Annotated in this window: 10 protein-coding genes; 2 read left to right on the forward strand and 8 right to left on the reverse strand. The window is 63.0% G+C overall.

All coding sequences use genetic code 11. The features are described 5' to 3' along the window. Window positions 1–114 precede the first annotated feature (114 nt). Genes ASD02_RS25605 through ASD02_RS25625 form a run of 5 tightly spaced genes read right to left on the reverse strand, consistent with a single transcriptional unit; the run spans window position 115 to window position 6,060 of the window. Entirely contained in the window at window positions 115–1,623 is a 1,509-nt protein-coding gene (locus ASD02_RS25605; protein WP_025425261.1) for an aldehyde dehydrogenase family protein, read from the reverse strand. Then, the gene (locus ASD02_RS25610) at window positions 1,623–2,402 is read right to left on the reverse strand and encodes an enoyl-CoA hydratase/isomerase family protein (protein ID WP_025425262.1); all 780 of its coding nucleotides are present in this window, start codon (window positions 2,400–2,402) and stop codon (window positions 1,623–1,625) included. The genes ASD02_RS25605 and ASD02_RS25610 overlap by 1 nt, the downstream gene beginning before the upstream one ends. Then, complete coding sequence (locus ASD02_RS25615) at window positions 2,395–4,014, reverse strand: acyl CoA:acetate/3-ketoacid CoA transferase (protein ID WP_025425263.1); 1,620 nt, start codon at window positions 4,012–4,014, stop codon at window positions 2,395–2,397. The genes ASD02_RS25610 and ASD02_RS25615 overlap by 8 nt, the downstream gene beginning before the upstream one ends. Window positions 4,015–4,018: 4 nt before the next feature. Next, on the reverse strand, window positions 4,019–5,020 hold the full coding sequence (locus tag ASD02_RS25620; protein ID WP_025425264.1) for a Gfo/Idh/MocA family oxidoreductase: 1,002 nt from the start codon (window positions 5,018–5,020) through the stop codon (window positions 4,019–4,021). Continuing rightward, complete coding sequence (locus ASD02_RS25625; RefSeq protein ID WP_025425265.1) at window positions 5,017–6,060, reverse strand: LacI family DNA-binding transcriptional regulator; 1,044 nt, start codon at window positions 6,058–6,060, stop codon at window positions 5,017–5,019. The genes ASD02_RS25620 and ASD02_RS25625 overlap by 4 nt, the downstream gene beginning before the upstream one ends. A gap of 317 nt (window positions 6,061–6,377) precedes the next feature. On the opposite strand from ASD02_RS25625, the gene ASD02_RS25630 reads away from it, so the two are divergent. Then, window positions 6,378–7,550 (forward strand): dihydrodipicolinate synthase family protein, encoded by a 1,173-nt coding sequence (locus ASD02_RS25630; RefSeq protein WP_025425266.1) that lies wholly within the window; start codon window positions 6,378–6,380, stop codon window positions 7,548–7,550. A gap of 65 nt (window positions 7,551–7,615) precedes the next feature. Here the strand turns inward: ASD02_RS25630 and ASD02_RS38530 are convergent, their stop codons facing one another. The 3 genes from ASD02_RS38530 to ASD02_RS25640 form a co-directional block, all read right to left on the reverse strand. Further along, the gene (locus tag ASD02_RS38530; RefSeq protein WP_156408076.1) at window positions 7,616–7,753 is read right to left on the reverse strand and encodes a hypothetical protein; all 138 of its coding nucleotides are present in this window, start codon (window positions 7,751–7,753) and stop codon (window positions 7,616–7,618) included. A gap of 92 nt (window positions 7,754–7,845) precedes the next feature. After that, window positions 7,846–9,909 carry a M3 family metallopeptidase gene (locus ASD02_RS25635; protein ID WP_025425267.1) on the reverse strand — a complete coding sequence of 688 codons (2,064 nt, stop codon included), beginning with the start codon at window positions 9,907–9,909 and terminating at the stop codon, window positions 7,846–7,848. Window positions 9,910–10,041: 132 nt separating this feature from the next. After that, a complete protein-coding gene (locus tag ASD02_RS25640; protein ID WP_025425268.1) occupies window positions 10,042–10,683 on the reverse strand; it encodes a LysE family translocator in 642 nt (213 codons plus the stop codon). Between the two features lie 673 nt (window positions 10,684–11,356). Here ASD02_RS25640 and leuB point away from each other — a divergent pair. Next, window positions 11,357–12,469 carry a 3-isopropylmalate dehydrogenase gene (gene leuB, locus ASD02_RS25645; protein ID WP_057258488.1) on the forward strand — a complete coding sequence of 371 codons (1,113 nt, stop codon included), beginning with the start codon at window positions 11,357–11,359 and terminating at the stop codon, window positions 12,467–12,469. The last annotated feature ends 47 nt before the right edge of the window (window positions 12,470–12,516 follow it).

Below are 12,516 nucleotides of genomic sequence, written 5' to 3' on the forward strand. Positions count from 1 at the left end.
TTGTCCCCTAGAGCGTTTCCGGTTTAAACGGAGTCACGGCGACGCTCTATCTCTTTGTTTTTACGTATTTCCTGACGGAAAACCGCTTCGCACTTTTCCTGGAAATGCTCTAAGTTAGCGCGGCATCCACCAGCCGGTGCGGGCGCCGATATGCATGTTGAGCGTTTTGGTTTCGGTATAATCCTCGACCGCATGCCGACCGAGTTCGCGGCCGAGGCCGGACTGGCGATAACCGCCGAACGGCAGCTCGGAAGCCCCATCCATGAAGGTGTTCATCCAGACCGTGCCGGCGCGCACGCGGCGGCCGATCGTCAGGCAGGTGTCGAAATCGCGGCTCCAGACACCGGCCGACAGACCGTAGTCGATGGAGTTGGCGATGCGGATTGCCTCGTCGGTGGTCTCGAAGGTCAGCACCGACAGCACCGGCCCGAAAACCTCCTCGCGGGCAACAGCCATGTCGGGTCGCACCTGTGAAAGAATGGTTGGCGCCATGAACTGTCCCATGCCGAGATCGAGTGCAGCGCCGCCATGAGCGACAGCGGCACCATCCTTCGATGCGGCAGAAACATAGCCGGCAATCTTTTCCAGATGCTGCGGCGTGATGATCGCGCCGACCTGGGTTTCGGGATCGAGCGGATCGCCGACCTTGACCTTGGCCGCGAGTGCGGCGATGCGCGCCGTCACCTCCTCGGCAATGTCGCGGTGAAGGATCAGCCGCGAGCCGGCATTGCAGCATTCGCCGGCGTTGAAGTAGGCGCCGAACACGGCCGCATCGATGAACTCGTCGAGGTTGGCGTCGGGGAAGACAATCTGCGGGTTCTTGCCGCCGAGTTCGAGCGATACCTTCTTCAACGTCTGCGCCGCATTGGCCATCGTCAGACGGCCGACGCCGGTGGAGCCGGTGAAGGAGATCATGTCGACATCCGCGTGCGTCGTCATCGGCGCGCCGACCTCGGGACCCGTGCCGGTGAGAATGTTGACGACACCGGCCGGTACGCCGGCCGCTTCGAGAATTTCGCCAAGCACGAGCGTCGAGGCTGAGGTCAGTTCGGAAGGCTTGACCACTGTCGTGCAGCCGGCGGCAAGCGCAAAAGGCAGCTTCTGGCTGACGATCAGGAACGGGAAGTTCCACGGCGTGATGATCGAAACGACGCCGATCGCTTCGCGCAGAACCACACCGAGCGTGCCGTCTCCCAGCGTATTGTAGCTTTCGCCGTGAAGATCACGGGCAAGAGCAGCAGCATAACGCCAGATATCGGCAGCGCCACCCAGTTCGCCCTTGGCCTGGCTGATCGGCTTTCCCGATTCGATGGCGTCGAGGAAAGCAAGCTCGTCGGCGCGCGCGGCAATCATGTCGGCCGCCTTGAGCAGGATCAGAGACCGCTCGGACGCCGTCATGCGCGGCCAGGGGCCATCGTCGAAGGCGCGACGGGCAGCAGAGATCGCCCGCTCGGCATCGCCGCTCGCTGCTGCCTGATAGCGGCTGACGACGACGCCGTGGCCGGGGGCGACGCGCTCGATCGTGCGTCCGTCGGCGCTGTCGACCCATTTGCCGTCGATCAGCATCTGGAACGTGCGCACCTTGTGATCGCTAAGTGCCTTGGGCCTCACCAGAACCGTCATTACCATTCTCCCTTGAACTGGGCTTCGCGCTTTTCGGAAAAGGCAGCGACCCCTTCCCTGAGGTCGCCTGTCTTGGCGACGAGGATGGACCCCAGCGCTTCGACCGCGGCACCATTGTCCTCGCCGTTCGCCGAGGCGATCATCAGTTTTGAAATCTCGAGCGCGGCCGGGCCGCGCTTTGCCACGCGGGCTGCGTAGTCGCGCGCCGCCTGCATCACTGTTCCGGTCTCGACGACCCCATCGACAAGGCCTTCGGCCTTCGCCGTCTCTGCCGTAAACATCTCACCGCCGAGTACCATGCGCCGCACGATCTGTGCGCCGAAACGGACGACGAGACGTTGCGTGCCCGACCAGCCGGGAACCATGCCGAGGCTCGTTTCCGGCAGGCCGATCTTGATCTGGCTTTCGGCGATCCGGATGTCAGCCGCCGCGGCTAGTTCCAGGCCGCCGCCGAGGGCATGGCCGTTGAGCGCTGCGATGACGGGCATTCTCAACGTCGCCAGCCGCTCGAAGACGCGATGGCCAAAGCGCACCCAATCATGACCGAAGGCTGCGGCATCCATGCCGCCCCAGGCCTTGATGTCGCCACCGGCGGAGAAGGCCTTGCCCTCACCCGTCAGGATCAGCACGCGCACGTCGCGCATCACTTCCACCGTATCGCAGGCGGCAGCGAGCGCCTTCAGCATGTCGATGTCGAAGGCATTGAGCTTGTCCGGACGCGCGACAGTCATCGTCGCGATCGGGCCGTCGACTGCGATCTGGATGCGCTCCTCAGACACGGGCGCCTCCCGCAAGCGTACGGGCAGCCTTGACCGGCAGTTTCAGGCCGATCGGCGCCTCGTGGAAAAGTGCCGCATCCATGGTCTTCAATCGATCGGATACAAGGAGCGGAAATTCGGACTGGTCGAGAATATGTGCCTGCAGGTCGACACCCGGCGCGATCTCGGTCAGCATCACGCCTTCGGGCGTCAGCTTCATCACGCAGCGCTCGGTGACATAGGTGATGTCCTGCCCCTGCTCGACGCCGCGGCGGCCCGAGAAGGTGACGTGTTCGACCTCGTTGACGAGCTTCTTCAGCTTGCCTTCCTTCTCGATCACCAGCTTGCCATCGGCGACGGCAAGCTTCGCGCCGGCGTTGAACATGCCGGAAAAGACGATCTTCTTGGCTCGAGCAGTAATGTCGACGAAGCCGCCGGCGCCGGCCGTCACATGCGGCCGGAAGGAGAGCTTCGAGACATTAACCGAACCGTTGCGGTCGATTTCGAGGAAGGAGAGCAGCGAGGCATCGAAGCCCGCGCCCTGGAAATAGGTGAACTGGTAGGGCGAAGGCATGAAGGCGTCAGCGTTCGACGCGCAGCCGAAGGCGAAATCCAGGAGCGGTACGCCGCCGACAGCCCCCTGTTCGATCACCCAGGTGACGGCGCCATGCAGGCCCTCCTCGAGCAGGATGCGCGGCACGTTGGCCGAAATGCCGAAGCCGAGGTTGACGGCGCTGCCCGTTTGCAACTCCTGCGCCACCCGGCGGGCAATCACCTTCTGGATGTTGAATTCCGGCACGCGGAAACTGTCGAGCGGACGGAAGATCTCGCCGGAGATGGCCGGATCGTAGAGCGTCTGCGTCGTCTGCTTCTGGTCGGGATCGACGACGACATAGTCGACGAGCACGCCCGGCACACGCACGTCGTGCGGCTTCAACGAGCCTTCCTTGGTGATGCGCTTGACCTGGGCAATGACGATGCCGCCATTGTTGCGGGCGGCCAGCGCCTGATCGAGACCACCGAGATAGGCACCCTCGTGCTCATAGGTAAGATTGCCGCGCTCGTCCGCAGTCGTCGCGCGAATAATCGCCACCTGCGGTGCGATCGCCTTGAAATAGAGCCAGTCCTCGCCCTCAAAGGCGACCTTTTTGACCACCGGCTCGACTGACGCCGAGGCATTCATGGCGCAGCCTTCGCGCGACGGATCGACGAAGGTGTCGAGCCCGACCTTGGTCATAACGCCAGGGCGCTTGGCGGCGGCCTCGCGGTGCATGTCGAAGAGAACGCCGGAGGGGATATTGTAGGCTGCAACCTCGTCGGCGCCGATCATCTGCCAGATCAGGGGCGGTTCGGCACTCGACGGACCCGAGGGATAGGAGCCGCCGATGATCCTCTTCAAAAGTCCCTTCTTGGCGATGTAATCGACACCCTTGATGCCGCTCATGTCGCCGGCGGCGATCGGGTGCAGCGTCGTCAGGTCGCGAGGATGGCCGGTTGCGTCAAAACGCTCGCCGATCGCCTTTAGCATCAGATCGGGGCAGCCAAGACCACTCGACGACGAGACCGAAACGACGGCACCATCCGGGATCAGCGCGGCGGCCTCAGTGGGTGAAATATGCTTGTTCATCGACATCAACTCAAAGTCCCGTTTCGATCGCAGCCGCCTGACCGGTCGCTGCCGCCTTGACGACCGCAAGGCCGGTTGCCAGCGACCAGACACCGTCCTCGCCGGTTGCCGAGGGCTGGCCATGGCCTTCGATAGCTGAATGAAACGCCGCAAGGGCGGTTTCATAGAGATTGGCCGGATCGAGCGGCAGTTGGCTTTCGCCCTCGGCATTACGCAAGGTGACGGTGCCGACCGGCTTCTGCGTCATGACGTTGCGGCCAATCAGCGACCCCTCCGTGCCGTGGACTTCGAACCCGGTCTCGGCAAACTTGGTGGTGAAAGCATCGTGGAACTGGGCGATGACGCCCGACTGGAAGCGCAGCACCCCCATGACGCCGTCCTCCACCCCCTCCTTGCCCATGCCGGCGCTATGGCTGATGGCAACGGCTTCGGCCGGATCGTCGTTAAGGACGAAGCGCAAGGTGTCGGCATCGTGCACGGTAATGTCGAGAATGACGCCGCCACCGGCTTCCGGCCGCTCCAGCCGCCAGCCCTGCAGATGCGGCGGCAGATAGACCGCATGGAAGACCCGTGCCGCGATCGGCCGGCCGATCCGCCCTTCGGCGATGGCATCCCGCATCGCCCGGTGGGCAGCGGCGTTGCGCAGGTGATGGTTGGTGCCAAGCACCACGCCGGCTTCGCGTGCGGCGACAACCATTTCGCGCGCATCCTCCAGCGTCATCGCCAAGGGCTTTTCACATAGCACGTGCTTGCCGGCCCGAATTGCCGCCAGCGTCTGCTCGCGGTGCAGCTCGTTGGTGGTCGAGACGTAGACGGCATCAACATCGGGATCACCGACCAGTTCCTCGACCGACGTCACCGACTTGCCGATGCCATTTTCCGTGGCATAGGCAGCACCGCGCTCAGCGCTGGTGCTCATCACCGAAACCACTTCGCCACCGGTGGCGCGAATTGCGCCAATGACCCATTCGCGCGCGATCGTGCTCGCGCCGATCAGACCCCATCTGTTCATGACAATGCCTCCCTCGTTCTGCGCTCGATCGCAGCACCGCAGCTCTGGCGAACGACGAGACGCACCGAACCGATAATCGCTTCGGCCTCCGCCTTGCCCGCATTGATCTGCTTCAGCAGCAATTCCGCCGCCCTCTGCCCCATGCCTTGCGGATCGACGGACACGGTCGTCAGTGCCGGCACCGCCGTCTTCGCCTCGATCACATCGTCGAAGCCGATCACAGCAAAGTCGGCGCCCGGCTCCAGCCGCCGCGCCCGCAGGCCGTCGCAGACACCGAATGCGACCGCGTCGTTGAAGCAGAGCGCGGCCGTTGGCCGGTCGGAAAGCATCATCGCCTGCTCGATGGCCGTGACACCGCCGGCGCGCGATGGCGCCGAGCCGATGACAAGCGCCTCGGCCGCATCAAGTCCCGCCTCGAGCAAAGCTTCGCGGTAGCCGCGCATGCGCGCCTCGAATACGGCGGTGTCGTGGAAACCACCGAGGAACGCGATGCGCCGATGACCCCGCTCGATCAGGTGGCGCACCGCCGCCATGGCGCCGGCATGATTGTCAGACGTCAGCGATGAAACGCCCGCGTCGGCGATATCGCGAACGACGAGCACGACGGGGATGCCGCTATCGACCAGAGGCGCCAGATCGGCAGCCTCGGTGCCGCGCGCCGGGGAGATGATCAGCCCGGAGACCCCATGCTCGCGCATGGACGCCACGACCTCGCGTTGCCGCTCGATCTTTTCATTCGTGTTGGCGAGAAACTGGACGAAGCCGGCTGACTGCACCACGGTATCGACGCCAACCGCCAGTTCGGCAAAGAAGCTGTTGGTCAGGTCGTTGACGACGATGCCGATGATCTTCGACTTCGATTGGCGCAGGTTGGCAGCGCTGCGATTGTAGACGTAACCAAGCTCGCGAATGGTCGCGTTGACCTTGGCGCGCGTCACCTCGTTGACCAGCGAGCTGCCCTGAAGGACGAGCGACACGGTCGACTTCGACACGCCGGCTGCGTGTGCGATATCCACCACCGTTACCCGTTCCTTGACCAAAGCACCCTCCCAAACCCGCCTTATTTTTCACATTCATAATTGGAACGTTCCAAATTCGTCAAGAGGTGGAGGATCACTTTTTTGGTTTCCGTACTATTCTATGGCCATCTCAGTCCCAGCGATACAGGTAATAGATCCACGGCATCACCGTTGTAATTGTTTATAAATATCCTTGTTTACAATGGCTTATGCCATATTTTTCTTTTCATTCCGGAGCCTTGGCACCTCGATTGGCATCGGATGCCAGATTTCCCACTTGAAATTTGGAACGATCTAAATTATTCGAATGCAACGATCCGAGGAGGAGAAGAAAGCCGATGACAAGCCTGACGCTGCCACGCCATGACGGTTCACTTGAGCGATACAGTCTGGCGGGCATCCCGATCGAGCGGCCAAGCGCCGCCCCAACCTTCAATCGCATTGCCTATGCCGCCGCTCATGTTGTGTCGGATCCGTTTCGCGATGCCGATCCCTGGGGCAATGCCGCCATCGACTGGGAGCGGACGATGGCCTTCCGCCATCATCTCTGGGGCCTGGGCTTCAAGATCGCCGAGGCGATGGACACCGCCCAGCGCGGCATGGGCCTCGCCTGGCCGGGCGCGCAGGAACTGATCCGCCGCTCCCTCACCGAGGCGCGAAGCGTGCCGGGCGCTGACCTTGCCTGCGGTGCGGGCACCGATCACCTGGCGCCCACTGAGGCACGCTCGCTCGACGACGTGATTGCCGCCTACGAGGAACAAATCGGATTCGTCGAGGGTGAGGGCGGCCGCGCCATCATGATGGCAAGCCGCGCGCTTGCCCGCGTCGCCCGCTCGCCCGACGATTATCGCCACGTCTACGGTCACATTCTGCGCCAGACAAAAAACAAGGTCGTGCTGCATTGGCTCGGCGACATGTTCGATCCGCAGCTCAAGGGTTACTGGGGCTCTGACGATTTCAATGAGGCACTCGACGCGGTGCTGTCGATCATCCAGGCCAACCGCGACAAGGTTGAAGGCATCAAGATCTCCCTGCTCGACAACGCCAAAGAAGTCGCCTTGCGCAACCGACTGCCGGAGGGCGTACTTTGCTTCACCGGCGATGACTTCAACTATGCGGAGCTCATCGAGGGCGACGGCGCGAAATACAGTCACGCACTTCTCGGCATTTTCGATGCGGTGGCACCTTCCGCCTCCAAGGCGCTTGCGGCATTGGCCAAGGGCGATGTGGCCACTTTCCGTGGCGTCATCGAGCCGACCGTGCCGCTGTCGCGCAAGATCTTCGAGACGCCGACACAGTACTACAAGGCCGGCGTCGTTTTCCTCGCCTGGCTGAACGGCCACCAGGGCCATTTCACCATGCCGGCAGGCATGCAGTCGGCGCGTGGCCTGCTGCACTACTCCGACATCTTCCGGCTTGCCGACAAGGCCAACGTGCTTGATCGACCCGAGTTGGCGGCAAAGCGGATGCAGAGCTTTGTTACGACCCTCGGCGTCGAACAGGCCGGCTGACAACGAAAAACGGCGCCCGCAACGGGCGCCGTCGATGACCGGGGCAGCGACCCCGGCGGATGGCCTCAGAACGTTGTCGTCAGGCTCATCCAGAAACGGCGGCCCTCCATCACCGTGTTGAAATCCGTCTGCTCGACCTTCTTGTCCAGGAGATTGTAGACGGCGGCACTGAGGGTCAGGCCTTCGCCGAGCAGTCTCGGCAACGCCTCCGACTTCGAGGCGGCGCGCAACACGGCGCGCGCACTGTGGTCGGGCCGATCGCGCCAGATGGCGCGGTAGGACCGACAATCATGCCTCAGGCCGCCAGGCCCTTCTTGGCCAACATGGCATCGGGGCTCGGCAGCTTGCCGCGGAACCCCTTGTAGGCGTCTTCCGGATCGATGGAGCCGCCGACCGAATAGACGTTGTCCCTGAGCTTGCGCGCCATGACGGGATCGAAAGGATTGCCCGTCTCTTCGAAGGCGGCAAACGCATCCGCATCGAGCACTTCCGACCACATGTAGGAATAGTACCCCGCAGAGTAGCCGTCCCCGGAGAAGACATGCAGGAAATGCGGGCTGCGATGCCGCATGACGATCGACTTCGGCATGCCGATCTTTTCCAGTGTCGCCGTTTCGAGCGCCATCGGCTCACCCTGCGTTTCCGCCGTGTGATAGGCCATGTCGACCAAGGCGGACGAGGTGAACTCGACCGTGGCGAAGCCGGAGTTGAAGGTGCGTGCGGCCAGCACCTTGTCGAGCAGCGCCTCGGGCATCGGCTCGCCGGTCTGGTAGTGCACCGCATAGCGCTTGAGGATATCCGGCACCGTCAGCCAGTGTTCGTAGAGCTGCGAAGGCAGTTCGACGAAATCTCGCGACACGCCCGTACCGGATACGGAGGGGTAGGTGACGTTGGATAGCATGCCATGCAACGCATGCCCGAACTCGTGGAAGAGGGTGCGCGCGTCGTCGAGCGACAGGAGCGCCGGCTTGCCTTCAGCGGGTTTGGCAAAGTTGCAGACGTTGTAGATGATCGGCAGTTCGCCGACGGTGCCGTTCTTGAGCGTCAGCTTGTGCTGAGATTGGAACGAACTCATCCAGGCGCCGGAGCGCTTCGACGAACGCGCGAAGTAATCGCCGAGGAACAGCGCCACAAGCTTGCCGGCGGCGTCGCGGATCTCGAAGACGCGCACATCCGGATGATAGCCGGCCATGCCCTTCTTTTCCGTCGCGGTGATGCCGAACAGGCGCTGGGCGACATCGAAGCAGGCGTAGATGATCTTTTCGAGCTGCAGATAGGGCTTCAGCTCGCCTTCCGAGAAATTGAACTTTTCGGCACGCAGCTTTTCCGCATAGTGGCGCCAGTCCCACGGCATGACGTCGTGATTGCGGCCTTCGGCTGCGATCAGCTTGGCAAGATCGGCCTCTTCCTCGCGGGCACGGGAGACCGCCTTTTCCCAGACCTGCATCAACAGGCCGTTCACGGCTGCCGGTGTCTTGGCCATGGTGTTGTCGAGCTTCAGCGCCGCGTAATTGGCATAGCCGAGCAGCCTGGCCTTCTCGGCCCGCAGAGCCAGCGTTTCGGCGATGAGGCCGCGATTGTCGGTCTCGCCGCCATTCTCACCGCGGGCGATCCAGGCCCGGAAGGCCTGCTCCCTCAGCTCGCGATTGTCGGAGAAGGTCAGAAACGGCTCGATGATCGAACGCGACAGCGTCACCGCATATTTGCTCTTTTCGCCGCGGTCGCTGGCGGCAGCCGCCATGGCGTCGCGCAGGAAGTCCGGCACCCCGGCCAGATCCTCGTCGCTCTCAAGGAAGAGGGCCCAGTTCTTTTCGTCGGCAAGCACGTTCTGACCGAACTTGGCGCCGAGGCCGGCAAGCGTCTCGTTGATCGCCGCCAGCCGCTCCTGCTCATCCTTCGCCAGCTTCGCGCCGGATTTGACGAAACCCTTCCAGTGCCGCTCCAGGACCCGCGTCGCCTCAAGGTCGAGACCGAGGGTTTCGCGGTTTTCCCACAGCGTGTCGATCCGCTTGAACAGCGCTGCATTCGTGCCGATCCTGGAATAGTGCCGGGACATTTTCGGCGCGATGTCGCGTTCCAGCGCCTGGATGGTTTCGTTGGTGTCGGCGCCGGCCTTGTTCCAGAAGAGCGAGGAGATGCGCGACAGCTCATCGCCGGCAATCTCAAGCGCGATCACGGTGTTGTCGAAGGTCGGCGCATCAGTGCTTCCGGCGATTTCGTCGATCTCCGCTTCATGCACCTTGAAGGCCGCCTCGAAGGCGGGCGCGAAATCCGTGTCCTTCACCAGGTCGAAGCGGGGCAAGCCCTCATGTCCGGTCCAGGTCGTCAGGGCAGGATTGAGCGGGGTGCTGGCGGTCATGAAGGATCCTTTCGCATGCGGATGCCGGCTAATGGCCGGGGAGGGGAGCGCCCACGCAGCTGGAGACAACGTCGGGCGGAAGAGCTTGAGGTGGTTGCTGGCGGCCCCAGCGTCAAGACTTGGGCTTGGGTTTCAGGGCTTGCGCAGACCGAGAAGGCCGGGGGCGGCGTGCCACACGGCCTGGACGGCAAAGCCGATGAACAGCAGCCCTGAGAGCCGAACGATCGCCAGCTCATGGTGGCGATAGAAACGCCGAACGACCGACGCGCCGATGATTACGATCAGGATCAGGTCGGCAACGAGAAAGCCGATAAGCGAGACGCCGAGCAGCATCGGCAGGGCGTCGAATTCAAGCGCGTTGGCGGAGCCGGCGAGCAGGGCGGTGAAGGTCGCGAGCGCCACCGGATACCCCTTCGGGTTTGTCAGGCCGAAGATAAGCCCGCGCCGGAGCGGTCGCTCCACCGTGATCAGCGCCCTGTTTTCGCCCGTCGGCCGGGCGCGCAGCGCGGTCCAGCCGATCCAGCCGAGATAGAGGCCACAGAAGAGGCCGAGAATGTCGAAGATCGTCGTGCCGACCGAACGCGCGCCGACGATCGCAACCAGCGCCAAGCCCGACCAGAGGATATCGCCGGCGAGATGGCCGCCCATGAACAGGGCGCCTGCCTTGCGGCCCTGGCCGGCACCGATGCCGAGCAAGGCCAGAAAAGCCGGCCCGGGAATGAGCGTATAGGAAAGGGCGGCGAGAAAGGCACCGATCAGCAGCGTCTCGGACATGGCGGGTCCCCGGTTGTGTCAGCGACCATTCGATCCCCAGCCAACGATTCCGTCAAGCGGAAAGGCTGCTCCGAGAGAATGTCGAAACGGGAACTGCAAAAACGCTCCAGGATTTCCAGGCGCACGGTCGCTTCGCGAAAATCGGTAGGCGCGAACGGCAAGACAGACCTCCACCGAAGAGTGGCGGCATGCAGTGACACGAAGAACTGTGTTCTAGCGACGGGAACCGCTGGCTCGACGGTTGCCGAAGACAAGGGCATTGACGCTGGCGCCGAGAAGCGTCGTGATCTCGTGAGTGAAATTGCGCATGATCTCGATCCTTTTCCGTGTGTGTGCGGGCGTTGCGGCTTCGGGCCGCGGATGTGAGAATTCCACCCTTTCGGCGTGCACGCTGTTTCTCCGGTAACCGGCGCGGGGCCGGGATGTTGGCGCACAATTCTTTCGTCGCGATCATTTCCCTCGATACGAAGTTGCGCTAAGACGCGCGCGAGTTTTCCCCGCGAGAAGGACTTTCCATGACAGTGCGCAATCTCTTCCTTCTGCCCGGCGACGGCATCGGCCCGGAAGCCATGGCGGAAGTCCGCAAAATCATCGCCTACATGAATGCCGAGCTTGGCGCCGGCTTCGTGACGGACGAAGGNTTCAGGGTCAGCGTCTTCTTGTAGGACTTTCCATGACAGTGCGCAATCTCTTCCTTCTGCCCGGCGACGGCATCGGCCCGGAAGCCATGGCGGAAGTCCGCAAAATCATCGCCTACATGAATGCCGAGCTTGGCGCCGGCTTCGTGACGGACGAAGGCCTCGTCGGCGGTTCTGCCTATGACGCCCACGGCCAGGCGATTTCGGAAGGGGACATGGCCAAGGCGCTTGCAGCCGACGCCGTGCTGTTTGGTGCCGTCGGCGGTCCGAAGTGGGATGCCGTGCCTTACGAGGTCCGTCCCGAAGCCGGTCTCTTACGCCTGCGCAAGGACCTGCAGCTGTTTGCCAACCTGCGCCCGGCCATCTGCTATCCGGCGCTTTCCGCCGCATCGTCGCTGAAGCCGGAACTGGTCGAAGGCCTCGACATCCTGATCGTGCGCGAGTTGACCGGCGGTGTCTATTTCGGCGAGCCGAAGGAAATCATCGATCTCGGCAAYGGCCAGAAGCGCGGCATCGACACCCAGGTCTACGACACCTACGAGATCGAGCGCATCGCCGGCGTTGCCTTCGAACTGGCCCGCACCCGCAACAACCGYGTCTGCTCGATGGAAAAGCGCAACGTCATGAAGTCGGGCGTGTTGTGGAACCAGGTGGTGACCGAAACCCACAAGGCGAAATATTCCGATGTCCAGCTCGAGCATATGCTGGCCGATGCCGGCGGCATGCAGCTGGTGCGCCAGCCCAAGCAGTTCGACGTCATCGTCACCGACAACCTGTTCGGCGACATGCTGTCGGACGTGGCGGCGATGCTGACCGGCTCGCTCGGCATGCTGCCTTCGGCCTCGCTCGGTGCACCGGATGGTGTCACCGGCAAGCGCAAGGCGCTCTACGAGCCGGTGCACGGTTCGGCCCCTGACATTGCCGGCAAGGGCATCGCCAACCCGATCGCCATGATCGCCTCGTTTGCCATGTGCCTGCGCTACTCCTTCAACCTGGTGACGGAAGCCGACAACCTGGAAAAGGCGATCGCCACCGTGCTCGACAAGGGCATCCGCACCGGCGACATCATGGCCGAAGGCGCACGCCAGGTCGGAACCGTCGAGATGGGCGAAGCCATCCTCTCCGAGTTCAAGGCACTGTCTGCCTGATACGAGCATTTCCAGGAAAAGTGCGAAGCGGTTTTCCGCCAGGAAAT

It is taken from the genome of Ensifer sp. Root1252 (genome assembly GCF_001425885.1).
In the GTDB taxonomy this organism is placed as follows: domain Bacteria; phylum Pseudomonadota; class Alphaproteobacteria; order Rhizobiales; family Rhizobiaceae; genus Ensifer; species Ensifer canadensis.